This is a genomic window from Serratia sp. CMO1, from assembly GCF_015689115.1.
Taxonomy (GTDB): Bacteria; Pseudomonadota; Gammaproteobacteria; order Enterobacterales; family Enterobacteriaceae; genus Serratia; species Serratia marcescens.
The window spans coordinates 4,529,410-4,554,640 of sequence record NZ_CP065032.1 but is presented as its reverse complement, the minus strand read 5'-3'; the positions used below and the strand labels follow the sequence as shown (position 1 = coordinate 4,554,640).

Annotated in this window: 24 protein-coding genes; 14 read left to right on the top strand and 10 right to left on the bottom strand. The window is 61.0% G+C overall.

Annotated elements, in window-relative coordinates:
- The first annotated feature begins 274 nt into the window (after positions 1-274).
- From aroK to trpS, 7 genes are all read left to right on the top strand, one after another.
- Positions 275-796, top strand: a complete 522-nt coding sequence (aroK, locus tag IT763_RS21745) for a shikimate kinase AroK (RefSeq protein WP_004391482.1) — start codon at positions 275-277, stop codon at positions 794-796.
- Positions 797-902: 106 nt separating this feature from the next.
- Positions 903-2,003: a 3-dehydroquinate synthase gene (gene aroB / locus IT763_RS21740; protein ID WP_016930366.1), complete on the top strand. Its 1,101-nt coding sequence runs from the start codon at positions 903-905 to the stop codon at positions 2,001-2,003.
- Positions 2,004-2,159: 156 nt separating this feature from the next.
- Positions 2,160-3,173 carry an SPOR domain-containing protein gene (locus IT763_RS21735; protein WP_016930365.1) on the top strand — a complete coding sequence of 338 codons (1,014 nt, stop codon included), beginning with the start codon at positions 2,160-2,162 and terminating at the stop codon, positions 3,171-3,173.
- An 84-nt stretch (positions 3,174-3,257) separates the two neighbouring features.
- Positions 3,258-4,070 carry an adenine-specific DNA-methyltransferase gene (gene dam / locus IT763_RS21730; protein WP_004930319.1) on the top strand — a complete coding sequence of 271 codons (813 nt, stop codon included), beginning with the start codon at positions 3,258-3,260 and terminating at the stop codon, positions 4,068-4,070.
- Between the two features lie 51 nt (positions 4,071-4,121).
- Positions 4,122-4,799: a ribulose-phosphate 3-epimerase gene (gene rpe / locus IT763_RS21725; RefSeq protein WP_004930320.1), complete on the top strand. Its 678-nt coding sequence runs from the start codon at positions 4,122-4,124 to the stop codon at positions 4,797-4,799.
- On the top strand, positions 4,792-5,490 hold the full coding sequence (locus IT763_RS21720; RefSeq protein WP_206194998.1) for a phosphoglycolate phosphatase: 699 nt from the start codon (positions 4,792-4,794) through the stop codon (positions 5,488-5,490). The genes rpe and IT763_RS21720 overlap by 8 nt, the downstream gene beginning before the upstream one ends.
- A 2-nt stretch (positions 5,491-5,492) precedes the next feature.
- Positions 5,493-6,500 (top strand): tryptophan--tRNA ligase, encoded by a 1,008-nt coding sequence (gene trpS, locus IT763_RS21715; protein WP_004930324.1) that lies wholly within the window; start codon positions 5,493-5,495, stop codon positions 6,498-6,500.
- 50 nt (positions 6,501-6,550) lie between these two features.
- On the opposite strand, the gene cysG is transcribed toward trpS, so the two are convergent.
- The 4 genes from cysG to nirB are packed head-to-tail and all read right to left on the bottom strand — an operon-like array spanning position 6,551 to position 11,695.
- Positions 6,551-7,954 carry a siroheme synthase CysG gene (gene cysG, locus IT763_RS21710; RefSeq protein ID WP_206194997.1) on the bottom strand — a complete coding sequence of 468 codons (1,404 nt, stop codon included), beginning with the start codon at positions 7,952-7,954 and terminating at the stop codon, positions 6,551-6,553.
- Between the two features lie 51 nt (positions 7,955-8,005).
- Positions 8,006-8,806 carry a nitrite transporter NirC gene (nirC, locus tag IT763_RS21705; RefSeq protein WP_016930362.1) on the bottom strand — a complete coding sequence of 267 codons (801 nt, stop codon included), beginning with the start codon at positions 8,804-8,806 and terminating at the stop codon, positions 8,006-8,008.
- Positions 8,807-8,822: 16 nt separating this feature from the next.
- Positions 8,823-9,149 carry a nitrite reductase small subunit NirD gene (gene nirD / locus IT763_RS21700; RefSeq protein ID WP_143778634.1) on the bottom strand — a complete coding sequence of 109 codons (327 nt, stop codon included), beginning with the start codon at positions 9,147-9,149 and terminating at the stop codon, positions 8,823-8,825.
- Positions 9,146-11,695, bottom strand: coding sequence for a nitrite reductase large subunit NirB (nirB, locus tag IT763_RS21695; RefSeq protein ID WP_206194996.1), 2,550 nt, complete (start codon positions 11,693-11,695; stop codon positions 9,146-9,148). The genes nirD and nirB overlap by 4 nt, the downstream gene beginning before the upstream one ends.
- A 303-nt stretch (positions 11,696-11,998) precedes the next feature.
- On the opposite strand from nirB, the gene IT763_RS21690 reads away from it, so the two are divergent.
- Complete coding sequence (locus IT763_RS21690) at positions 11,999-13,267, top strand: cytosine deaminase (RefSeq protein WP_207188402.1); 1,269 nt, start codon at positions 11,999-12,001, stop codon at positions 13,265-13,267.
- Here the strand turns inward: IT763_RS21690 and IT763_RS21685 are convergent.
- The 6 genes from IT763_RS21685 to IT763_RS21660 all read right to left on the bottom strand — a co-directional run bounded on the left by IT763_RS21685 (position 13,264) and on the right by IT763_RS21660 (position 18,036).
- On the bottom strand, positions 13,264-13,614 hold the full coding sequence (locus IT763_RS21685; protein WP_049300714.1) for a type II toxin-antitoxin system ChpB family toxin: 351 nt from the start codon (positions 13,612-13,614) through the stop codon (positions 13,264-13,266). The genes IT763_RS21690 and IT763_RS21685 overlap by 4 nt on opposite strands.
- Complete coding sequence (locus tag IT763_RS21680) at positions 13,608-13,856, bottom strand: AbrB/MazE/SpoVT family DNA-binding domain-containing protein (protein WP_049300713.1); 249 nt, start codon at positions 13,854-13,856, stop codon at positions 13,608-13,610. Before IT763_RS21680 ends, IT763_RS21685 begins: the two co-directional genes overlap by 7 nt.
- 110 nt (positions 13,857-13,966) lie before the next feature.
- Positions 13,967-15,151 carry an MFS transporter TsgA gene (gene tsgA, locus IT763_RS21675; protein ID WP_206194995.1) on the bottom strand — a complete coding sequence of 395 codons (1,185 nt, stop codon included), beginning with the start codon at positions 15,149-15,151 and terminating at the stop codon, positions 13,967-13,969.
- 191 nt (positions 15,152-15,342) lie between these two features.
- The gene (locus tag IT763_RS21670) at positions 15,343-16,323 is read right to left on the bottom strand and encodes a LacI family DNA-binding transcriptional regulator (protein ID WP_016930354.1); all 981 of its coding nucleotides are present in this window, start codon (positions 16,321-16,323) and stop codon (positions 15,343-15,345) included.
- Positions 16,324-16,393: 70 nt separating this feature from the next.
- A complete protein-coding gene (locus tag IT763_RS21665) occupies positions 16,394-17,701 on the bottom strand; it encodes a 6-phospho-beta-glucosidase (protein ID WP_151254276.1) in 1,308 nt (435 codons plus the stop codon).
- A complete protein-coding gene (locus IT763_RS21660; RefSeq protein WP_016930352.1) occupies positions 17,698-18,036 on the bottom strand; it encodes a PTS lactose/cellobiose transporter subunit IIA in 339 nt (112 codons plus the stop codon). Before IT763_RS21660 ends, IT763_RS21665 begins: the two co-directional genes overlap by 4 nt.
- Positions 18,037-18,389: 353 nt before the next feature.
- Here IT763_RS21660 and ppiA point away from each other — a divergent pair, with 353 nt between their 5' ends.
- The 6 genes from ppiA (at position 18,390) to IT763_RS21630 (ending at position 25,197) form a co-directional block, all read left to right on the top strand.
- Entirely contained in the window at positions 18,390-18,959 is a 570-nt protein-coding gene (gene ppiA / locus IT763_RS21655) for a peptidylprolyl isomerase A (protein WP_015379288.1), read from the top strand.
- A gap of 155 nt (positions 18,960-19,114) precedes the next feature.
- On the top strand, positions 19,115-20,800 hold the full coding sequence (locus tag IT763_RS21650) for a sensor histidine kinase (RefSeq protein ID WP_206194994.1): 1,686 nt from the start codon (positions 19,115-19,117) through the stop codon (positions 20,798-20,800).
- Entirely contained in the window at positions 20,800-21,525 is a 726-nt protein-coding gene (btsR, locus tag IT763_RS21645; protein WP_164053178.1) for a two-component system response regulator BtsR, read from the top strand. Before IT763_RS21650 ends, btsR begins: the two co-directional genes overlap by 1 nt.
- Positions 21,526-21,676: 151 nt before the next feature.
- Positions 21,677-23,200, top strand: a complete 1,524-nt coding sequence (locus IT763_RS21640) for a helicase HerA-like domain-containing protein (protein ID WP_193843128.1) — start codon at positions 21,677-21,679, stop codon at positions 23,198-23,200.
- A gap of 72 nt (positions 23,201-23,272) precedes the next feature.
- Positions 23,273-23,848 carry an aminodeoxychorismate synthase component II gene (locus IT763_RS21635; RefSeq protein WP_016930347.1) on the top strand — a complete coding sequence of 192 codons (576 nt, stop codon included), beginning with the start codon at positions 23,273-23,275 and terminating at the stop codon, positions 23,846-23,848.
- 131 nt (positions 23,849-23,979) lie between these two features.
- A complete protein-coding gene (locus IT763_RS21630) occupies positions 23,980-25,197 on the top strand; it encodes an aspartate aminotransferase family protein (RefSeq protein ID WP_049300709.1) in 1,218 nt (405 codons plus the stop codon).
- The last annotated feature ends 34 nt before the right edge of the window (positions 25,198-25,231 follow it).

Here is a 25,231-nt window from a genome sequence, read left to right as displayed (position 1 = left end):
TCTGCGTTTGACGCTGCGGCCGATTTAGCTTACAAGGGTTACCGAATTGAGCACCGAGGTTTTTTGTTAGCGTCAAGACGCCGTTAAAAACATATGGTTTCCCTCCCGCGGCGTGGATTGCGATTTATTCGGTTGCCAAACTACCAAGAGTGTTGAGATAATTTTTCGTCTGATCTCGCACTATCGCTCATGAGGTTTCAGTTTAGGTCCCGCCGCTGATTTGATTGGCGGGGCGGGTTAACATTAACGAATTGTCTTAGTAATACCGAAAAACATGGCAGAGAAACGCAATATCTTTCTGGTTGGGCCTATGGGTGCCGGCAAAAGCACTATTGGCCGTCAGTTAGCTCAGCAACTCAATATGGAGTTCTTCGACTCCGATCAAGAAATTGAGCGACGTACCGGAGCTGACGTGGGCTGGGTATTCGACGTGGAAGGGGAAGAAGGTTTCCGCGATCGTGAAGAAAAAGTCATTAATGAACTGACGGAAAAACAAGGGATTGTGTTGGCGACCGGCGGCGGTTCGGTGAAGTCGCGCGAAACGCGCAACCGTCTGTCCGCGCGCGGCGTGGTGGTCTATCTGGAAACCACGATCGAGAAGCAGCTTGCTCGTACCCAGCGTGATAAAAAACGCCCGCTGCTGCAGGTCGATTCTCCGCCGCGTGAAGTGCTGGAAGCCTTGGCGAAAGAACGCAATCCGTTGTATGAAGAGATTGCCGATGTCACCATCCGCACCGACGATCAGAGCGCTAAAGTGGTTGCCAACCAGATCATCAACATGCTGGAAAGCAACTGATTGCCGCTTTCCGCGTTCGCCGTCGGCCAATGCGGAGAACTGATTTGTGTTCCCCGCAGTTGCGGGGATCAACCACCGCCGCACCATACAGAGAACTGAGCGCGACATGGAGAGAATTACTGTAACGCTTGGGGAGCGCAGCTACCCGATTACCATCGCCGCCGGATTGTTCAACGATCCGGCTTCTTTTATGCCGTTGAAGGCGGGTGAGCAAGCGATGTTGGTCACCAACCAGACCCTGGCGCCGCTTTATCTGGAGCGTGTCCGGCAGGTGCTGGAGCAGGGCGGCGTCGTGGTGGATCAGGTGATCCTTCCTGATGGTGAGCAGTACAAATCTCTGGCGGTGTTGGAGCAGGTGTTTTCGGCGCTGCTGGAAAAACCGCACGGGCGCGATACTACGCTGATCGCCCTCGGCGGCGGCGTTGTCGGCGATCTGACCGGCTTTGCCGCCGCGTGCTACCAACGCGGCGTGCGCTTCATTCAGGTTCCCACCACGCTGTTGTCGCAGGTGGACTCTTCCGTGGGCGGCAAGACCGCCGTCAACCACCCGCTCGGCAAAAACATGATCGGCGCTTTCTATCAACCCGCTTCGGTGGTGGTTGATCTGGATTGCCTGAAAACGTTGCCGACGCGTGAACTCTCTTCCGGCCTGGCAGAAGTCATCAAATACGGGATCATTCTCGATCGCGAGTTCTTCGTCTGGTTGGAAAACAACATCGATGCGCTGATGGCGCTGGATATGCAGGCGTTGGCCTACTGTATCCGCCGCTGCTGCGAGCTCAAGGCCGAGGTTGTGGCCGCCGACGAACGCGAAAGCGGCCTGCGAGCCTTGCTGAATCTTGGCCATACTTACGGCCACGCCATCGAAGCCGAAATGGGCTACGGCGTATGGCTGCACGGCGAAGCGGTGGCTGCGGGCATGGTGATGGCGGCGGAAACCGCGCACCGTCTCGGCCAGTTCTCCGTTGAAGACATTGAGCGCATCAAAACGCTGCTGCTGCGCGCCGGCTTGCCGGTCTGCGGGCCGCAGGAAATGACGCCGGAATCCTATCTGCCGCACATGCTGCGTGACAAGAAAGTGCTGGCGGGTGAACTGCGTCTGGTGCTGCCGACCGCGATCGGTGCGGCGGAAGTGCGCGGCGGCGTAGGGCATGAGCTGGTGTTGGCGTCGATCGCCGCCTGCCTGCCTGAGCGGGCGAGTAATTAAATCGGACTAAGTAACAGTGGCTTAGCCGCCATTTGCATCTATATTAATACAGTGAGCAGAGCACGACGGGTGTCGCTTTGCCATCATCGGGTTAATCTGCCCGTGCCACGGTAGATCTACGGTGGCGGGCTTTTGCCTCTAGTTGGAGGGTTTCAGATGGACGAGTTTAAACCGGAAGACGATCTCAGACCTGATAGCAGCGATCGTCGCCCTACGCGCTCGCGCAAGCCGGCCGCCGCGCCGCGCTTCGCCGTTTCGCGCCAACATTTGATGATTGGCATCGGCATTTTGGTGCTGCTGCTGCTGATTATCGGCATCGGTTCAGCCCTGAAGGCGCCGACCAAACATGAAGCGGCTCAGGAGAACGGCGCGCAAAACGGCGGAGCCCGCGATATCAACCTGTCCGGTTCTTCGTCGCTGACCACCGCCAACAACGGCGTGCCGGGCGGCACGACGGATACCCACGATAACAACGGCGTGAGCGCGACTCAGCCGCAGCAACCTCAGAACGTCAGCGTTCCGCCGATCTCCGGCACGCCGACCGAAGCGCAAACGCAGCCTCAGCAGGGCGGTGCGCAGCAGCGCGTCGATTTGCCGGGCAACATGGCGGATGCGCTGTCGCAGCAGCAGGGGCAGGTGGATGCGGCGACCCAAGGCATGACTGGCGCAGCGTCGACGTTGCCGACCGCACCGGCGACGGTGATGAGCGGTGCCGCAGCGCGCGAAGCGACGCGTCCTGTGCAGGGAACCGCGCCGCAACAGCATAAAACGCCGGCGAAAACCGCCGCCGCCAAACCGACCGCAACGCAGCATAAATCACCGACCACGGTGTATACGCCGCCGGCCAAGCCGTCTTCCACCGCGAAAGCGGGAGCGGTCGCCAGCAGCGGCAGCTCTCTGCAGTCTGCGCCGGGCAGCCACTATACCTTGCAACTGAGCAGCGCTTCGCGTTCCGATACGCTGAACGCCTACGCCAAACAGCAGAAACTGCAGAATTACCTGGTGTACGCCACCAAGCGTGACGGCAAGCCGTGGTACGTGCTGGTGAGCGGCAACTATGCTTCTTCCGCAGAAGCGAAGCGCGCCATTGCTTCGTTGCCGGCGGATGTGCAGGCGAAAAAACCGTGGGTCCGACCTGTACACCAAGTGCAGCAAGATCTTAAAAAATAAATCATTTAAATTTGTGCGCTGATGTGCTGTCTGAAACAGAGTACAATCCGCCGCTCTGAATTGTATAAGTAGCTAATTGACGGCATGAAGAAAAACCGCGCTTTTTTAAAATGGGCTGGTGGAAAATACCCGCTGGTAGATGAGATTCGTCGCCATCTGCCGGCGGGAGACTGCTTAATCGAGCCCTTCGTGGGTGCGGGATCCGTCTTTCTGAATACGGATTACGACGCCTACATTCTCGCCGACATCAATAGCGATCTTATCAACCTGTATAACATCGTTAAGCTGCGCACGGATGACTTCGTGCGCGATGCCCGCACGCTTTTCGCCGATGAATTCAATAACTCGGATCAGTTTTACCTGCTGAGAGAAGAGTTCAATACTAGCACCGAGCCTTACCGCCGGGCGCTGCTGTTCCTGTACCTGAACCGTCACTGCTATAACGGCCTGTGCCGCTATAACCTGCGCGGCGAGTTCAACGTGCCGTTCGGCCGGTACAAGAAACCGTACTTCCCGGAAGAAGAGCTCTACTGGTTTGCCGAAAAATCGCGCAATGCCACTTTTGTCTGCGAGCATTACCGCGATACCATGGCGAAGGCCGTGGCCGGTGCCGTGGTGTATTGCGATCCGCCTTACGCGCCGCTGTCGGCGACGGCGAATTTCACCGCTTACCACACCAACAGCTTCAGCATCGCCGATCAGCAGAGCCTGGCGCATCTGGCGCACCAGCTCTCGGTAGAGAGCCAGGTACCGGTATTGATCTCCAATCACGATACCGAGCTGACGCGCGACTGGTACCAGCATGCTGCGCTGTATGTGGTGAAAGCGCGCCGCACAATCAGCCGCAACATTCTCGGCCGCAGTAAAGTGAACGAGCTTTTGGCGCTGTATCGCTAAGCCGGGGGCACCCCGGCGCATAACAACTCGATCCTACGTTTGGAGAAGCGGATGAAAAAGTTTTTGATTGCCCCGTCCATTCTGTCGGCAGATTTTGCCCGGTTAGGTGAAGATACCGCTAACGTGCTGGCCGCAGGCGGCGACGTGGTGCACTTCGACGTCATGGACAACCACTATGTGCCCAATCTGACCATCGGTCCAATGGTGTGCGAAGCGCTGCGCAACTACGGCATTACCGCGCCGATTGACGTGCATCTGATGGTCAAGCCGGTAGATCGCATCGTGCCAGATTTCGCCAAGGCCGGCGCGTCTTATATCTCTTTCCACCCCGAAGCTTCCGAACATGTCGATCGCACCATTCAGCTGATCAAAGAGCACGGTTGTAAGGCCGGTCTGGTGTTTAACCCGGCGACGCCGCTGAGCTACCTCGATTACGTGATGGATAAAATTGACGTGATCCTGCTGATGTCGGTCAACCCGGGCTTCGGCGGCCAGTCGTTCATCCACGGCACCCTGGACAAGCTGCGCCAGGTGCGCAAACTGATCGACGACAGCGGTCGCGATATCCGCCTGGAGGTCGACGGCGGGGTGAAGGTGGATAACATCGCCGAAATCGCCGCCGCAGGCGCCGATATGTTCGTCGCCGGTTCCGCCATCTTTGGCCAGCCGGACTACCGCAAGGTGATTGACGAAATGCGCAGCGAGCTGGCGAAGGTTACCCATGGCTGATTTCGGCGCGATCCGCGCATTGGCCTTCGATCTGGACGGCACGCTGGTCGACAGCGCGCCGGGTCTGGCGGCCGCCATCGATATGGCGCTGGAAGAGACGAGCCTGCCGCAAGCGGGTGAGGCACGGGTCAGCACCTGGATCGGCAACGGCGCCGACGTGCTGGTGCAGCGCGCGCTGCGTTGGGCGGAGGCGGAAGGCACGCCGGCGCAGTGCAGCCGGCTGCGTGAACGCTTCGACCATTTCTACGCGCAGACCGTCGACAGCGGCAGCCGTCTGTTCCCACCGGTGCAAGAGACGCTGGCCCGCCTGGCCGCGCACGGTTACCCGATGGCGCTGGTGACCAACAAGCCGACGCCGTTCGTGGCGCCGCTGCTGGCATCGTTGGGCATTGGCGACTATTTCTCGCTGGTGATCGGCGGCGACGACGTGACGGAAAAGAAACCGCACCCGGCGCCGTTGTACCTGGTGCTCGGCAAGCTTGGGCTGCGCGCGCATGAGCTGCTGTTCGTCGGCGATTCACGCAACGATATTCAAGCCGCGCAGGGCGCCGGTTGTCCGAGCGTCGGCTTTACCTACGGTTATAACTACGGTGAATCGATCGCCCTGAGCCACCCCGATCGGGTGTTGGAGCGCTTCGCCGATTTGTTGCCCGCTCTTGGGCTGTCATCTTTAGAGAATCAGGAAATTTAAACATGAGTAAGCCCATCGTATTTAGCGGCGCGCAGCCGTCCGGCGAACTGACCATCGGCAACTACATGGGTGCGCTGCGTCAGTGGGTGCAGATGCAGGACGACTACGACTGCATCTACTGCATCGTCGATCTGCATGCCATCACCGTGCGCCAGGACGCCGAGAAGCTGCGCAAGGCCACGCTGGATACGCTGGCGCTGTATCTGGCCTGCGGCATCGATCCGGAAAAAAGCACCATCTTCGTGCAGTCGCACGTGCCTGAGCATACGCAGCTGAGTTGGGTGCTGAACTGTTACACCTATTTCGGCGAACTGAGCCGCATGACGCAGTTCAAGGACAAATCCGCACGCTACGCCGAGAACATCAACGCCGGGCTGTTCAGCTATCCGGTGCTGATGGCGGCGGATATCCTGTTGTATCAAACCAACCAGGTGCCGGTGGGCGAAGACCAGAAACAGCACCTGGAGCTGAGCCGCGACGTGGGCCAGCGTTTCAACGCGCTGTACGGCGACGTGTTCAAAGTGCCGGAGCCGTTTATTCCTAAATCCGGCGCGCGCGTGATGTCGCTGCAGGAGCCGACCAAGAAGATGTCCAAGTCGGACGACAACCGCAACAACGTGATCGGCCTGCTGGAAGATCCGAAAGCGGTGACCAAGAAGATCAAACGCGCAATGACCGACTCGGAAGAGCCGCCTGTCGTGCGTTACGACGTGGTCAACAAGGCGGGCGTCTCCAACCTGCTGGATATCCTCGCCGGCGTGACCGGCAAGAGCATCGCGCAGTTGGAAGCCGAGTTCGAAGGGCAGATGTACGGCCACCTGAAAGGCGCGGTGGCGGAAGCCGTCTCCGGCATGCTGGCTGAGCTGCAGGAGCGCTACCACCGCTTCCGCAACGACGAAGCCTATCTGCAGCAGGTGATGCGCGACGGCGCCGCCAAGGCGCGCGCGCGCGCGCAGGAAACCCTGGCGAAGGTCTATCAGGCCGTCGGTTTCGTACCGCCGCAGGCGTAACGCCGGCGCAAATAAAAAAGCGGCCTTAGGCCGCTTTTTTTACGTCGGTATCACGCCATTTGCGCCAGGCTGGCGGGCGATTCCTCGCTGGCGAACCAATTGAGCTTGCTGCGCAGACTGACCACGCTGCCGACGATGATCAGGCTGGGGCTGGCGGCCTGCAGGGACAAGGCGCCCAGTTGGTGGAGTTCGCCTTCGATCACCCGCTGGCGGCAAGAAGTGCCGTTTTCCACCAGCGCCACCGGCGTGGCGGCCGGCAGTCCGTTCGCGATCAGCCGGCGCTGGATTTCCGTCGCTTGCGACAGCCCCATATAGAACACCAGCGTCTGTTGCCCGGCGGCCAGCGTCGCCCAGTCCAATCCACCGTCGGCCTTGGCGTGGCCGGTCACCAGGCGGACGCTCTGCGCATGGTCGCGGTGGGTGAGCGGGATGCCGCTGTAGGCGGAACAGCCGGAGGCGGCGGTAATGCCAGGCACCACCGAGAACGGCACGTTGGCGTCCGCCAGCGTCTCCAGCTCTTCGCCGCCGCGGCCGAAGATAAAGGGATCGCCGCCCTTCAGGCGTACCACGCGTTTGCCTTGCAGCGCCTGCTGCAGCAGGATTTGGTTGATCTGTTCCTGCGGCACGCAGTGGTGCCCGGCGCGTTTGCCGACGAAGATGCGCTCGGCGTCGCGGCGCACCAGCGTCATGATCTCTTCGGAGACCAGCCGGTCGTAAACCACCACGTCGGCCTGCTGGATCTGTTGCAGCCCTTTCAGCGTCAGCAAACCGGCATCGCCTGGCCCGGCGCCCACCAGCACCACTTCACCGCGATCTTCCCGTTGTTCGCTGAACAACTGCTCGAGCTGGCGTTCGGCCAGTGCGGCGTCGCCGTTGGCCAGCGATTGCGCCAGCCGATCGTGGGCGAACAACCTTTCCCAGAAGCGACGGCGTGCGCCGAGGCCGCTGAAGCGTTGTTTTACCCGCTGCCGCAGCGAGCCGCCCAGTTGAGCCAGCTTGCCGAGGTGCTGCGGCAGCATCGCTTCCAGCTTCTCGCGCAGCAGCCGCGCCAGCACCGGCGCTTTGCCGCCGGAGGACACCGCCACCATGATCGGCGAACGATCGATAATCGACGGCATGATAAAGCTGGCGCGTTTCGGATCGTCGACCACGTTGCAGAACACCCGTTGCTGGTTGGCGCACTGGTATACCCGCGCGTTGACCTCCAGCCGGTCAGTGGCGGCGATCACCAACCATTTTTCCGCCAGCAGGGCCGGGCTGAATTCGCCTGCTGCCAGGGTCAACCGGCCTTCTTCCGCCCACCGGCGGAACTGCGGGGTGAAGTCCAGGGCGTTGACGGTCAGCGCCGCGCCGGCGTCCAGCAGCAGGCGCGCCTTGCGTTCGGCGATCTCGCCGCCGCCGACCAGCAGACAGGCTTTATGTTGCAGTTGGCAGAAAATCGGCAGGTAGTCCATCGGCACTCCTCGGGGTCATCAGGGTGGGGGGCGAAATGGGCCCCCGAAAACTCAGGCGGTCTGACGTGCGGCGGCTTTCGCCGCCAGCGGGCGTTCGGCGCGCGGCGTGGCGTACCAATACCCCAGGCCCATCAGCACCGAGCCGGACAGGATGTTGCCCAGCGTCACCCACAGCAGGTTGTGGCCAATGCCGGCGAGGGTGTAGGCCTCGCTGTGGTTGCCGAACCAGGAGAGGGCGAACAGCGTCATGTTGGCGACGGAGTGTTCGTAACCCGAGGCGATAAAGGCCAGCAGGCACCACCAAATGGCGATGAACTTGGCGGCGCCTTCAACGCGGATCGCCATCCAAATCGCCAGACAAACCAGCCAGTTGCACAATACGCCCTTGAAGAACAGCACCTCGGCCGGCGCGGTGGTTTTCGCCAGCGCGGCGCTGTGCACCAGACTGGTATCCACCGGCAGCAGGCTGCCGCCGCCGTAGTAATACATCAGCGCCACCAGCACCGAGCCGAGCAGGTTGCCGAGCCAGGTTTGCGGCAGCACCGCCCACATCTGGCTTTGGCGGATGGTGCCGGCCTTGACGCCGAGCGTCAGGAACATCGTATGGCCGGTGAACAGCTCGGAACCGGCGATGATCACCAGCGTCAGCGCGATGCCGAAGGTGGCGCCCATCACCAGCGGCCGCACGCTTGGGTCGACCAGGTTGCCGAGGGTGAAGATCAGGATGATGCCGAGGCCGACGTAGGCGCCCGCCATCGCCGAGCTAATCCAGAAGCCGAGCGGGCTCTCCTTCGCCAGGCGGACGATGCGCGCCGCGTTGACGGCGCATTTGTTGATCGTATCGGTAAACATGTTGCCTCCCGAAAGGTTATGCCGCGACTTGCACGATGCCGTCGACCACCCGGCTGGCGAAGCTGGCAACGGAACGGTTGTCATCTTCCAGACAGTGGCCGTCGTACAGGCGGAAACGCTGTTTCTTCAGCGGGCTGGCGACCCACAGTTCGCCCTGATGTTCGGCGATGAGGCCACGCGACAGCACGCTGGCCTGGGCGAACGGGTCGATATTGCTGATGGCGAACACCTGTTCGTCGGCATAGGGGCGGAACACCGCCACCTGCCGATCGCCGATCAGGGCGCACACGCCGGTGCCGGGCAGAATGTCGGCGACGGGACAAACGGTAATCCACTGGCTCATGCGTGGCTCTCCTCGGTATCGATCAGGGTGACGGGAATGCGCTCGTCAGGGCGGGCCGGGCGGTGCTGGTCGCGTTCGGCCACCACCTGCACGTTCGGATCGCGCAGCGGGCTGTTGATGAAGTGGGCGAAGCGCAGCTGCGTTTCCGGGTGCTCGACGGTCTCTTTCCACTCGCAGACCACCGCGTCGCGCAGGCGGGCGATCTCGGCTTCCAACTGCGCGTTGATGCCGAGCTTGTCGTCGACGATCACCTTGCGCAGGTAATCGATGCCGCCTTCCAGGCTTTCCAGCCACACCGAGGTGCGCTGCAGCTTATCGGCGGTGCGGATATAGAACATCATGAAGCGGTCGAGGTAACGCACCAGGGTTTCGCGATCGAGGTCGGCGGCCAGCAGGTCGGCGTGGCGCGGTTTCATGCCGCCGTTGCCGCAGACATACAGGTTCCAGCCGTTCTCGGTGGCGATGATGCCGACGTCCTTGCCCTGTGCTTCGGCGCATTCACGGGTGCAGCCCGAGACGCCGAACTTCATTTTGTGCGGGGTGCGGATGCCTTTGTAGCGATGTTCCAGCGTGACGCCGAAACCGACGCTGTCGCCGACGCCATACCGGCACCAGGTGCTGCCGACGCAGGTTTTCGCCATGCGCAGCGCCTTGGCGTAAGCATGGCCGGTTTCAAAGCCGGCGGCGAGCAGCTTGCGCCAGATGGCCGGCAGGTCGTCTTTTTGCGCGCCGAACATGCCGATGCGTTGCGAACCGGTCATTTTGGTGTAGAGGTTGTACTCCTTGGCGATTTGGCCGATGGCCAGCAGGCCGTCCGGGGTGATTTCGCCGCCGGCGGAGCGCGGGATCACCGAGTAGGTGCCATCTTTCTGGATATTGCCGAGGAAGTTGTCGTTGGTATCCTGCAGCGGCGTATGCTGCGGCTTGAGGATGTACTCGTTCCAGCACGAGGCCAGCAGCGAGCCGACGGTCGGCTTACAGACTTCGCAGCCGTAGCCTTTGCCGTATTTGGCCAGCAGCGCCTCGAACGACTTGATGCCTTCGACGCGGATCAGGTGGAACAGCTCCTGGCGCGAATAGGCGAAGTGTTCGCACAGGTGATGGTTGACCTCGATGCCTTGCTTGCTCAGCTCGGCGTTCAACACCTGGGTAAGCAGCGGGATGCAGCCGCCGCAACCGGTGCCGGCCTTGGTTTCGGCCTTCAGCGCCGCCACGGTGTGGCAGCCTTTGTTGACCGCCTGGATGATGTCGCCTTTGCTGACGTCGAAGCAGGAGCAGATCTGCGCGCTTTCCGGCAGCGAATCCACGCCGATGGCCGGTTTGCTGCCCGCATGAGCCGGCAGGATCAGGCCGTCCGGGTTCTCCGGCAACGCGATGCCGTTCAGCGCCAGCTGCAGCAGGTTGCCGTAGTCGCTGGTGTCGCCCACCAGCACCGCGCCGAGCAGGGTTTTGTTGTCGGCGCTGACCACGATGCGTTTGTAGACTTCTTTGCTTTCATCCAGATAAACGTAGCTGCGGGCGCCCTCGGTGCGGCCGTGGGCATCGCCGATGCCGCCGACGTCCACGCCCAGCAGTTTCAGTTTGGCGCTCATGTCGGCGCCCTGGAAGCCGTTTTCGCGGCCCAGCAGGCGATCGGCGGCCACCTGCGCCATTTTGTATCCCGGCGCCACCAGGCCGAAGGTGCGATCGCGCCAGGCGGCGCACTCACCGATGGCGTACACGTCCGGATCCGACGTCTGGCAGCTGTCGTTGATGGCGATGCCGCCGCGGCGGCCGATCTCCAGCCCGCACTGGCGCGCCAGCTTGTCCTGGGCGCGGATGCCGGTGGAGAACACGATGAAATCCACTTCCAGCAGGCTGCCGTCGGCGAAATGCAGGGTTTTGCGCGCCGTGCCGCCGCCGTTGACGATCTCCTGGGTATTTTTGCCGGTGTGCACCTTGACGCCCATGCGCTCGATCTTGCGGCGCAGCTGGTCACCGCCCATCGGGTCGAGCTGTTCTGCCATCAGCACCGGAGCGAACTCGATCACATGCGTTTCCACCCCCAGGCTTTTCAGCGCGCCGGCGGCTTCCAGCCCCAACAGCCCGCCACCGACTACCGCGCCGCGTTTGCTGCGGCGCGCCCAGGCTTCGATGGCGTTCAGGTCTTCGATGGTGCGGTAAACGAAGCAGTCCTGGCTATCCGAGCCTTTAATCGGCGGGATCCACGGATAGGAGCCGGTGGCCATGATCAGCTTGTCGTAATAGACGGTGCGGCCGGTGTTGGAGTGGATGACCTTTTCGTCGCGATTGATGGTGATAGCGCGTTCGCCGATCAGCACCTTCACGCCGTGTTTTTCGTAAAAGCCTTCGCGCACCAGCGACAGCTCTTCGGCGGTGTGGTGAGAGAAGTAGGAAGAGAGGTGCACGCGATCGTAAGCGATGCGCGGCTCTTCGCAAAATACGGTGATCTCGAATTGGTCTTTGTCTGCTTTATCCAACAGATCTTCGATGAACCGGTGGCCGACCATGCCATTGCCGACGACGGCAAGTTTGACTCTGCTCATTATTGCCTCAAAATTCTGGTTTCCTAGGGTTACCTTATCCCTCCCGATGAGCAATTTATTGATGCAAATCAATCACACTTCCATATACCTCCAATGTGGTATATGAATGATTTTTCACGTTTTTTGATAAGTTGCGGATTTTATTCATCTTTAGCTGAAGCGAGTCAGTTTGCATGTAAATTACCCCGCAGGGAGTAAACGCAGGGGGTAGGCACGACACGGCGACTTTGTCAGTGCGATCCGCTGCCAGTATGATGAAGAAAACCAGCGCAACGGCAGAGGTGAAGGGTGGCGAAACGTCCATTGAAGTTTATCGACAACCTGCGTTTAAGCGGGCATGAAGGATTGTGGCAACTGGCGATCGAGCAGGGGCGCATCGCGCATCTGGTGCCGCAGCCGGAAGGACAGGAGTGGCGCAGCGACGTGTTGGATGCGCAGGGCGGGCTGGCGCTGCCGGCGTTCGTCGAACCGCATATCCACCTGGATACCACGCAAACCGCCGGTCAGCCGGCCTGGAACCAGTCCGGCACACTGTTCGAGGGCATTGAGCGCTGGGCCGAACGCAAAGCGCTGTTGACCCATGAAGACGTCAAACAGCGCGCCTGGCAAACGCTCAAGTGGCAGATCGCCAACGGCGTGCAGTATGTGCGCACTCACGTCGACGTTTCCGATCCTACGCTGACCGCGCTGCGCGCCATGCTGGAGGTGAAGCAGGAGGTGGCGCCCTGGGTGACGCTGCAGATCGTCGCCTTTCCGCAGGAGGGGATCCTTTCCTATCCCAACGGCGAAGCGCTGCTTGAAGAGGCGCTGCGGCTGGGGGCCGACGTGGTGGGCGCCATTCCGCACTTCGAATTCACCCGCGAATACGGCGTGGAGTCGCTGCATAAGGCGTTCGCGCTGGCGCAAAAATACGATCGGCTGGTGGACGTGCACTGCGACGAGATAGACGACGAACAATCGCGTTTCGTCGAAACCGTGGCGGCGCTGGCGCTGAAGCTGGAGATGGGAGCGAAAGTCACCGCCAGCCACACCACGGCGATGCACTCTTACAACGGTGCTTACGCCTCGCGGCTGTTCCGCCTGCTGAAAATGTCCGGCATCAACTTCGTCGCCAATCCGCTGGTGAACATTCACCTGCAGGGCCGTTTCGACAGTTACCCGAAACGGCGCGGCGTGACCCGAGTGAAGGAGATGTTGGAGGCGGAGATCAACGTCTGCTTCGGCCACGACGACGTGTTCGATCCCTGGTATCCGCTCGGCACCGCCAACATGCTGCAGGTGCTGCACATGGGGCTGCACGTGTGCCAGCTGATGGGCTATGGCCAAATCGACGACGGACTGAAGCTGATCACCCACCACAGCGCGCGCACCCTTAACCTGAGCGACTACGGCCTGGCGGCCGGCAACAGCGCCAACCTGGTGATCCTGCCGGCGGAAAGCGGTTTCGACGCGGTGCGCCGCCAGACGCCGGTGCGTTATTCGATTCGCCAGGGCGCGGTGATCGCCGAAACGCGGCCGGCGGAAACCACGCTGCATTTGCAGCAGGATGAGACGGTGGATTTTCGGCGTTAGTCGATGATTGCCTGAAGCCGCGCCAGCGCGTCGGCGATGACTTCGCCAGGGGCACGTTCAATGAATTGCGCGCTGCGCCCGGCCAGATCCATCATGCGAACCTGGTTGATCAAGATGACGCCCTGCGTTGCGGTGCCGCTCCCGCTCAGGCTGACGGTGAAACCCGCTGTACGGGCAAAATTAGCCCCTTGCGAAATAGGGGCGACCAGCACCATGCCCAACGCATTAAACTCGCGGGGAGAGAGCACCAGTGCCGGACGAAAGTCGCCTTGCTGCTCACGGCCAACCACGGGATTCAGGCTGACCCGGATAAGATCTCCGCGCTGAAAAACGGGGCGCTTCACCATACTTCTTTCCCCGCCGGCGGCATGTGTTCCCAGTTGTCGTCTGCGGCGGCCGGCGCTTCACCGTCGCAGCCATCGAGCAATTGCTGCAGTGAATAGCGTTTCTTAACCGGTTTAATGACCAACGCTCCATCGATGACCTGCATGTCCATTTCCTGACCTACCTGTAGTTCCAGCTCGTTCATTAGCGCTGAGGGCACCAGCATTCCCGCGCTGTTGCCCCATTTTTTGATAAAGACTTTCATGAGCAATCCCTCTCCATTGTTCATGTATAAACAATGTATAATTAAGTGTGAAAAATGTACATAAAAAAGGGCGCCTTGCGGGCGCCCTTGATGTATTTGATGCGAAGACGTTAGTGCGTCACGTGACCGTGGCTGCGGTGCTTGGTCACGAAGCCCAGCAGCAGACACATCACGAACACCGCCAGGTACAGGCCGTTGGCGGTAGTCAGCGCCGCGTGCGCGCCGCCTTTCGCCACGATCGGGCCGGTGACCACGAAGGTCAGCATGGTGCCGATGGTGCCGCAGGTCAGGATAAAGTTGACCAGCTTCGGCGAGGAGACCTTGGTCTGCAGCGAGCCGAGGGTGATCAGCGTGGTGTAGATGGCGCTGGAAACGAAGCCCAGGGCCATGATGTAGTAGCCCAGGTGTTCCGGATTGTCGGTGCTGACGAACAGGTACATCGCGCCGGTAGCCAGCGCGGCCAGTACGGTGACGATGCGCTGCAGATCGAAGAAGCGCAGGATGAAGCTGAACACCCACATGCCGACCATGTAAGAGGTCCAGAAGTCGCTCACCAGCTTACCGGCCTGGCCGATGTCCATGTTGAACGACTTGGTCGCGTACTCAGGCACCCACTGAATGAAGCCCAGCTGGCCGAGGATGTAGCACAGCGCAGCGATCGACAGGAACAGCACGCCGATGCCCCATTTTTCTTTCTCGACCGGTTGACCGGCATCGGCGCCTTTCTTGCCCAGCACCGGGAATTCGGAGTACAGGGTCAGCACGAAGATCGCCACGTACAGCAGGCCGATGCAGGCGTAAACCCAGTACCAGCCGATATGGCGGGCCAGCAGCATCGCGGCGACGATCGGGAAGATCATCCCGGCCATGCTGAAGAAGGAATCGGTGAACAACAGGCGCGAACCGCGCTGGCGGCCGGCATACATGTGGGTGATCAGGAAGGTGCCGATCGACATGGTGATGCCGCTCACCACGCCGAGGATAAACATGCACAGCGAGAACATGGTCAGGCTCTTGCCGAGCATTAGCCCTGCGACCGCCAGCACCATCAGGACAAAGCCGAAGATCAACTGACGCTTCAGCGGGATGATTTCCATCAGCCAGGCATTAAGGAAGATCGAAATCAAAATACCGGCGTTGAGGAAAGTAAAGGTGTTACTCATGCTGGAAACCGGCAGATTAAAGTACTCTGCAATGTTTCCCATCACCATCCCTGTGACGATCACTAAAGCACCGGTCAGCGCGTACGAAAAGAAGCTGATCCAGGTAAGCCGTATGCGGTTACTGTCATTCATTGTATAGGCCTGAATATGTCTGTTAGAGGTTTTAACGCTGGCATAAGGCCGCTGGCTTTTCCTGGCAAACGCAGAAAAAAGTCCCGATCAGGCCACCAGGGGGCGGATCCTAGCACAGACAACGGGATTTTTTGTGATGGCTGTCGATTTTTTGATGCAACCCATGAAGGGATGATACGCATTATTGTGATCTATTTGCGTGCCGTCACAATGGAATCACGGCTGATGATCGTCGGCTCAAACCGGTGCGCCGGGGTGGCGGGGTCGATCAGCCTGCGCGCCGCGTATTGGGCCATTTCGCTGATGGGAAAATGTACGCTGCTCAACGCCGGGCGCACGAAAGGTGCGCGTTCGCCGCTGTCGTAACAGATCAAGGAGATATCCTGCGGTACCCGCAGGCGGTGCTCGTTGATCGCCAGCAGCGCGCCGATCGCCATCTCTTCGTTGCAGCAGTAGATGGCGCTGGGCCGTGCGGTTTGCTGCAGCAGGTGATCGGCGCAGCGGTAACCGCTTTCCAGATCGTAGACGCCCTCCAGACAGGCCACCGGCTCGATATTCGCCGCCTGCATCGCCTCTTCAAACCCCTGCAGCCGCAGGCGGCTCGACGGGCGCTCGCGCGGGCCGCTGATGCAGGCGATGCGCCGGTGCCCGGCGTCGAGCAACTGCTGCGTCGCCATGCGGCTGGCGAGCGGGTGATCGAAGGTGACGCAGCGGTCTTCCAGCCCCGGCACCAGACGATCGAGCAACACGAAATCACGTTGTTCCGCCGCCAGCTGGCGCAGCCGATCGTCGCTGAGAAAACGCACGTGCAGGATCACGCCGTCGCAGCGCAGGCTGAACAGCCGTTGCACCGCCTGCCATTCGTTTTCGGCGCTGTTGCGGCCCTGGGTCACCAGCAGCTGCTTGCCGTGGGATTCGGCCTCGGTCTGCACGAAGTCCATCAGCGCGCCGAAGAAGCCGCCGCGATACGACGTGGTCACCAGCCCGAGGGTATTGCTGTGGCTGGAGGCGAGCGCGCGGGCTGCCGGGTTGGGGGTGTAACCGAGCTGGGCGACGGCGCGTTCAACCTTCTCGCGGGTCGGCGCCTTGACGTTGCTGTCGCCGTTCACTACCCGCGATACGGTGGCGCGCGAAACGCCCGCCAGCGCCGCGACATCTTCCAGTGTCACCATCGTCCAACTCCTGATTACGGCTAAAAAAATGGGTTCGGCGCGCCGAACCCCTGTCATACCGCGCAGGCGCTTACCTGAACTGCGGCAAATACGGCGCGTTTATCGTCAACACCTCGTCCAGCAACGGCTGCGCCAGGTTGGCGTTGCCCACCAGCGGGTTGGCGATCAGCGCCAGCAAGCCGCTGCGGCGATCGCCGTGCACCGCGGCCTCGATGGCCAGGCGTTCGTAGGCTTTCACCTGCTGCGTCAGCGCCTGCATCGGCTCCGACAGCGGGCCGAACGTCAGCGGATGCGCGCCTTGGGCATCGACGATACAGTTGATTTCTATCACAGCATCGTCCGGCAGGCCATGGATCGCGCCGCGGTTTGCGGTGTTGACCACTAATTGCGTGCCGAGATTATTATGGATAGCACGAATCAGCTCCAGCGCAACCTCGGAATAGAAAGAACCGCCGCGGAAGCTGAGCTGTTCCGGTTTCGTGTTCAATTGCGGATCGGCATACAGCTCGAACAGCTCTTTCTCCACCTGCATCACCTGCTCGGCGCGGGTGCCGCGCTCGCCGGCGGCGGCCATCTCTTCCGCCAGCATCTCACGGGTCTGGTAAAAATAGCGGTGGTACGGGCAGGGGATCGCGCCGAGCGCGCGCAGGAAGTCCGGCTGCCAGGGCTCTTCCTTGATGTTGTTCATGGTCAGCGCCGCGCCGTCGCACAGCATGTCGATCACTTTGGCGGTGACGTCGCGCCCCTGCTGCGTGACCTGATGCACCCAGACCATGTGATTCAAGCCGGCGAACCGCAGCTGCACGTCGGCGTAAGGCGCCTGCAGCATGTTGGCGATCATGTGATGCATGCTGATCGGCACGTTGCACAGGCCGATGATCTTCGCTTTGGTAAAGCGAGACACCGCCTCGGTGACGATGCCGGCCGGGTTGGTGAAGTTGATGATCCAGGCGTCCGGCGCCAGCTTTTCCACCCGACGGGCGATATCCAGCATCACCGGAATGGTGCGCAGCGCCTTGGCGAAGCCGCCGACGCCGGTCGTCTCCTGGCCGAGCAGCTGGTATTTGAGGCCCAGCCGTTCATCGGCGGCGCGCGCCGGCAGTTGCCCGACGCGGAACTGGGTCAGCACGAAAGCGGCGCCGCGAATGGCGTCGTCCAGCGCGAAGTGCACGCTGACCTTCACCAGCTCCAGCCCGTGGCGCGCCAGCATGCGGCGGGTCAGAGCGGCGATGGTTTCCACTTTTTGCCGGCCCGGCTCGACGTCCACCAGCGCCAGTTCGGTGACCGGCAGCTCCTCGATGCGCTGGATCAGCCCATCGACCAGTTCGGGAGTGTAGCTGCTGCCGCCGCCGATCACCGCGATTTTGAGCGTGCTCATTGGCGGCCCTCCGTTTGCGACTGACGGCGATAGAGCTCGATCATGTCGTCGGCCAGATCCTGGATCACCATGGCGTTCATCAGATGATCCTGCGCATGTACCGTGATCAGGTTGATCGCCAGCTTGCCGCAGCCTTCGTCCAGGCCGATCAGCTCGGTCTGGATCAGGTGTGCTTTCTTCACCCATTCTTTGGATTCGGCCATGTGTTTGGCCGCGGCGGCGAAGTCGCCGGCGCGCGCTTGCCGCAACGCCATCAACGCATTGCTGCGCGCGCTGCCGGAGAACACCAGCAGTTCCATGATGGTGCTTTCAAACTCGGGGCTGACTTCAGTCATCAATTCACTCACGTCATTTCTCCAGGGGTTGCGCGGCGACGCCGCCGTGGGATGCTTCAGTATCCGTTCTTTTTATAATGAGAGCGCTCTCATTTATATAGAGTAACGACAATGCGTGTGCAAACTGGGAGGCAGATCGCAAAAACCGCCCCGGGGCGGGGCGGGGCAAAAAATGCGTGATGCGGTTGGCAAAAAAGCCTTCTGCGCCCATACTTTCCGCAGCAAAATTCAGGGCCGCCTAGGATATGTCCCGTAATTGGGTAAATATAGGTAAATGGCTGGCACTTGCCGATACAGCTCTTTAGAATCAAAGCGCTTTTCCGTTGTTTGTCTCTCAGAGAAAGGACCCGTTAATGTTCAAACGTACTTTAGTGACCTTCGTCGCGCTGTGTTCCCTGTCCGCAGTGGCACCAGCCGCACTCGCCGCCGGTGAGACCCACGTCATGCTGACGACCTCGGCGGGGAATATCGAATTGGCGCTCGACAGCCAGAAGGCACCGGTTTCCACCCAGAACTTCGTCGATTACGTGAACAGCGGGTATTACAACAACACCATTTTCCACCGCGTGATCCCGGGCTTCATGATCCAGGGCGGCGGTTTCACCGCTGACATGCAGCAAAAATCCACCAAGGCGCCAATCAAGAACGAAGCCGACAACGGCCTGCGCAACCTGCGCGGCACCATCTCGATGGCGCGCACCGCCGACAAGGACAGCGCCACCAGCCAGTTCTTCCTGAACGTGGCGGATAACGCCTTCCTGGATCACGGCCAGCGCGACTTCGGCTACGCGGTGTTCGGCAAAGTGGTGAAAGGCATGGACGTGGTGGACAAGATCGCTCAGGTGCCGACTGGCAACGTCGGCCCTTACCAGAATGTGCCGACCAAACCGGTGGTGATTCTGTCGGCCAAGGTGCTGCCGTAAATTTTTTGGCCGATCCCGTCGGGGTCGGCCGTCCTTCCTCCCGAAGCCTTGCCTTCATCACTGTTTTCTCCCGCGCCCCATGCTCTAATTGGCAGACAATAACCAGACCGGAAATCCGGCGTTCGCCCTTTGTTGTCTCTGGATGAGTTACTGCCATGTATGAATTTAACCAGGTGCTGTTGCTGTTGCAGCAGATGTGCGTCTATCTCGTTATCGCCTATCTGCTGAGCAAAACCCCGCTGTTCATTCCGCTGATGCAGGTGACCATTCGCTTGCCGCACAAGCTGCTGTGCTACGTGATCTTCTCGGTGTTTTGCATCATGGGCACCTACTTCGGGCTGCATATTCAGGATTCGATCGCCAACACCCGCGCGATAGGCGCGGTCCTGGGCGGGCTGCTGGGCGGGCCGTCCGTGGGCTTTCTAGTCGGGCTGACCGGCGGCTTGCACCGGTATACGCTCGGCGGCATGACCGACGTTGCCTGGGCGATCTCCACGGTGTCCGAGGGGCTGGTCGGCGGCATCGTGCACAGCATCGCCATGCGCCGGGGGCGCATCGAGCTGCTGTTCAATCCGCTGTTCGTCGGCGGCGTGGCGCTGGTGGCGGAAGTGCTGCAGATGGCGATCATTCTGGCGGTGGCGCGCCCTTATAACGAGGCGTTGCAGCTGGTGGAACACATCGCGCTGCCGATGATGATCGCCAATACCGTCGGCGCGGCGATGTTTATGCAAATCCTGCTGGATCGGCGCGCGATGTTCGAGAAATACACCAGCGCTTTCTCTTCCAAGGCGCTGAAGATCGCCGAGCGCACCGAGGGCATCCTGCGGCAGGGCTTCGATCAGGAAAACAGCATGAAGGTTGCTCGGGTGATTTATCAGGAGCTGGGCATCGGCGCGGTGGCGATCACCGATCGCGACAAGCTGCTGGCGTTTATCGGCATCGGCGACGATCACCACCTGCCGGGCACGCCGATCGCCTCGGTGCATTCGCATCGCGCCATCGACAACAACGAGGTGGTGTACGCCGACGGCAATCAGCTCTCTTACTGCTGCTCGATCAATCCGGCCTGCAAGCTGGGATCGACGCTGGTGATCCCGCTGCGCGGCGAAAACCAGCGGGTCATCGGCACCATCAAGCTGTATGAACCGAAAAGCCAGCTGTTCAGCACCATCAACCGTACGCTGGGCGAAGGCATCGCCAGCCTGCTGTCGGCGCAGATCATGGCCGGACAGTACGAGCGCCACAAGCAACTGCTGGCGCAGTCGGAGATCAAGCTGCTGCATGCGCAGGTCAATCCGCATTTCCTGTTCAATGCCTTGAATACCCTGGTAGCGGTGATCCGCCGCGATGGCGAGCGCGCCTGCGATCTGGTGCAGTCCCTCTCGACCTTCTTTCGTAAAAATCTCAAACGCTCGGATGACGAAGTCAGCCTGGCGGACGAAATTGAACATGTGAACGCCTACCTGCAGATAGAGAAAGCGCGCTTCGCCGATCGGCTGGAGATCGCGGTATCGTTGCCGGAGGCGCTGTTGGCGGCGCGGCTGCCGGCGTTTTCGCTGCAGCCGATCGTCGAGAATGCCATCAAGCATGGCACCTCGCATCTGTTGGGCGTGGGCCGCATCGAAATCGGCGCCTGCTGCGAAGGCGAGCATCTGCTGTTGCAGGTGACGGACAACGCCGGGCTGTTCCAGCCGAAACCGGACGGCAGCGGCCTGGGCATGAACCTGGTGGATAAACGCATTCGCGTGCGCTACGGCGAAGGCTATGGCGTGCAGGTGGATTGCCGGCCGGATGCCTACACCCGCATTACGCTTAATGTCCCTATGGAGAGGGCCGCCTGATGTTAAATGCACTGATTGTTGACGATGAACCTTCCGCGCGCGACAACCTGCGCCACCTGCTGGAAGCTGAAGCGGGGATCTCGATTATCGGCGAGTGCGCCAACGCCATCGAAGCCATCAGCCAGATCCACCGGCTGCAGCCGGACGTGGTGTTTCTCGATATCCAGATGCCACGCATCAGCGGGCTGGAAATGGTCGGCATGCTGGATCCCAACCGGATGCCGCACATCGTGTTTCTGACCGCCTACGACGAATACGCGGTGCAGGCATTCGAGGAGCACGCCTTCGACTATCTGCTGAAGCCGGCGGAGCCGATGCGGTTGAGCAAGACGCTGCAACGCCTGCGGCAGCGCAGTGCGCCGCAGGATGTGACGGCGCTGGATGAGAGCGCCGGTTACCTGAAATACATTCCCTGCACCGGCCACAGCCGCATCTATCTGTTGCGATTCGATGAAGTGCTGGCGATCCGTTCCAAGCTGAGCGGGGTATTCGTGGTGCGCAGCGACGGCATGGAATGTTTCACCGAGCTGACGCTGCGCACGCTGGAAAGCCGTACGCCGCTGGTGCGCTGCCATCGGCAGTATCTGGTCAACCTGGAGCTGGTGCGCGAGATCCGCTTCGAAGAGGGCGGCGCGGCGGAGATGATCATGTCGGCCGGCGATCCGGTGCCGGTCAGCCGGCGCTATTTGAAGGCGCTGAAGGAGCAACTGGGGCTGCGGGGGTGACGCAGATCTTAGGGGGATTCTGAAAAGACAGGCATCATGGGCGTCCCGACGGCGCCCTTTTTGTTTGTCCTTGACGGGGTTACGCGGCGCTTATAGCTTTATTGCATCAACAGGCGCGTTTTGCGCCGCGTCAGCGTCAAAGGAACCGAAAATGAGTGAACCACGGATTATCGCCAAAGCGATGAAAGACGGAAAACCGGAGCAGGAGCTGGTGATTTTGCCTGCGTTGGCCAACCGCCACGGGCTGATCACCGGGGCAACCGGCACCGGCAAGACGGTGACGCTGCAGAAAATGGCCGAGCAGTTCTCGCGCATCGGCGTGCCGGTGTTCCTGTCGGACGTGAAGGGCGATCTGTCCGGCATTGGCGCTGAGGGCGCGCCTTCCGAGAAACTGCAGGCGCGTCTGGCGGCGATTGGCGTCACCGACTGGCAGCCGCAGGCCTGCACCATTATCCCGTGGGATATTTACGGCGAAAAGGGCCACCCGATCCGCGCCACGATTTCCGATCTCGGGCCGCTGCTGTTGGGGCGACTATTGGATCTGAACGAGGTGCAAAGCGGCGTGCTGCAGCTGGTGTTCAAAATCGCCGATGACAATGCGCTGCTGTTGCTGGACATGAAGGATCTGCGCGCCATGGTGCAGTTCGTCGGCGACAACGCCAAACAATTCCAAACCCAGTACGGCAATATCTCTGCCGCCTCTATCGGCGCCATTCAGCGCGGATTGTTGACGCTGGAAGAGCAGGGGGCCAACCAGTTCTTCGGCGAGCCGATGCTGGACATCAACGATCTGATGAAAACCGACGCCAACGGCCACGGCGTGATTAATCTGCTGGCGGCGGACAAGCTGATCAATCAGCCGAAGCTGTATTCGGTGTTCCTGCTGTGGCTGCTGGCCGAGCTGTTTGAGCACCTGCCGGAAGTGGGCGACCCTGAACAGCCGAAGCTGGTGTTCTTCTTCGATGAGGCGCACCTGCTGTTCAACGATGCGCCGGCGGCGCTGCTGACCAAGATTGAACAGGTGGTGCGCCTGATCCGCTCGAAAGGCGTCGGCATTTACTTCGTCACCCAGAACCCGCTGGACATCCCGGACAGCGTGCTGGGCCAGTTGGGCAACCGCGTGCAACATGCGCTGCGCGCCTTTACCCCGCGCGATCAGAAGGCGGTGAAGACGGCGGCGCAAACCCTGCGCGCCAACCCGGCCTTCGATGCCGAAACGGCGATCACCGAGCTGGGCGTGGGCGAAGCGTTGGTGTCGTTCCTCGACGAGAAGGGCCGGCCGAACGTGGTGGAGCGGGCGATGGTGATCGCGCCGGAATCCAAGATGGGCATGCTCGGCACGGAAGGGCTGAACAGCGCGATCAACAAGTCGCCGCTGTATGGCCGCTATGAAGACATGATCGACCGCGAGTCCGCCTACGAGAAGCTGTCGTCGGGCGGTTTCGCCACCGTCGGCACTGCGCAGCAGGGGCAGCAACCGCAGGCGCAAGCGCAGCAACAGACGGGCGGCGGCCTGATGGACGGTTTGAACGAACTGCTGTTCGGTTCTACCGGCCCGCGCGGCGGCAAACGCGACGGCATCGTCCAGACCGCCGCCAAGAGCATGGCGCGCGATCTCGGCCGCCAGATCCTGCGCGGCGTGCTGGGCTCGATCACCGGCGGCCGTAAAAAGTAAGCGGAAATTATCGTCGGCAGCGGCGGGTTAAATCAGTACATTGTGGCGGCATTTTTCTCTGCCGGACCTAACATGCTGCTGCTGATCGATAACTACGACTCCTTTACCTATAACCTTTACCAGTACTTCTGCGAATTGGGCGCCGAGGTGATGGTGAAGCGCAACGATGAGCTGCAGCTGGCCGATATCGAGCGGCTGGCGCCGCAGCATCTGGTGATTTCCCCTGGCCCCTGCACCCCGAACGAAGCGGGCATCTCGCTGGCCGCTATTCGTCATTTCGCCGGCAAACTGCCGATCCTCGGCGTGTGCCTGGGGCACCAGGCGCTGGGGCAGGCGTTCGGCGCCGAGGTGGTGCGCGCCCGCGCGGTGATGCACGGCAAAACTTCGGCCATTCGCCATCTGGGCGTCGGCGTGTTTCGCGGCCTGAACGATCCGCTGACCGTGACCCGCTATCACTCGCTGGTGCTGAAAGCCGATACGCTGCCGGACTGTTTTGAAGTGACCGCCTGGAGCGAACGCGACGGCGTGCGCGACGAGATCATGGGCATCCGCCACCGCACGCTGGCGTTGGAAGGCGTGCAGTTCCATCCGGAAAGCGTGCTCAGCGAGCAGGGCCATCAGCTGCTGGATAACTTCCTCAACCGTTAATCCCGATGCGTTTTTTTCGCTCGTCAGGCGTTTTGCGTTTGCGCTTGATTGGTTTTTTATGCATATTTCGTGATTATGTTTTCAATCTAATATTACGATAGCGCTGAAAAACCTTCAGGGTGGAGCCGAAAATGACTGAAAAATCCGCAGTGAGCCGCAGCACCTTTGACCAGGTGATCCTGCCTGTTTATGCACCGGCCCAGTTTGTGCCGGTGCGCGGCCAAGGCAGCCGAGTCTGGGATCAGCAGGGAAAAGAGTACATCGATTTTTCCGGCGGCATCGCGGTGACGGCGCTGGGGCACTGCCATCCGGCGCTGGTCGAGGCGCTCAAGCGTCAGGGCGAGACTCTGTGGCATACCAGCAATGTCTTCACTAATGAACCGGCGCTGCGCCTGGCGAGCAAACTGATCGACGCCACCTTTGCCGACCGGGTGTTCTTCGCCAACTCCGGCGCAGAGGCCAACGAAGCGGCGTTTAAACTGGCGCGTCATTACGCCATCACCCGCCACAGCCCGTACAAAACCAAAATCATCGCCTTCTATAACGCGTTCCACGGCCGCACGCTGTTCACCGTGTCGGTGGGCGGGCAGGCCAAATACTCCGACGGGTTCGGGCCGAAGCCGGCCGACATCGTACACGTGCCGTTCAACGATCTGGCGGCGGTGAAAGCGGTGATGGACGACCATACCTGCGCGGTGGTAATGGAGCCGATTCAGGGCGAGGGCGGCATTACGCCGGTCGACGCCGGCTTCCTCAAAGGCGTGCGCGAGCTGTGCGACCAACATCAGGCGCTGCTGGTGTTCGACGAAGTGCAAAGCGGCATGGGGCGCAGCGGCAAGCTGTTCGCCTATATGCATTATGGCGTGACGCCGGACATTCTCACCACCGCCAAGGCGTTGGGCGGCGGTTTCCCAGTCAGCGCCATGCTGACCACCGAAGAGATTGCGTCGGTGATGCAGGTGGGCACTCATGGCACCACCTACGGCGGCAACCCGCTGGCCTGCGCGGTGGCGGAGGCGGCGTTGGATGTGATCAATACGCCGGAAGTGCTGAGCGGCATCGAACAGCGCCACGCGCTGTATGTGCAGGTTTTGCAGGATATCGGCGATAAATACGGTATTTTCACCGCCATTCGCGGTATGGGGTTACTGATCGGCGCCGAGCTGACGCCGCATTATCACGGCAGAGCGCGCGATTTCCTCACCGCCGCCGCCGCGCGTGGGCTGATGATCCTCAACGCCGGGCCGAACGTGATCCGTTTTGCGCCGTCGCTGGTGGTGGAGCTGCAGGATATCGAGGCCGGCATGGCGCTGTTCGAGCTGGCGGTGCAGGATGTGATCAACGCCTGAAGCCCGTGCGGCGCATGACGGGGCGCGGCATGCC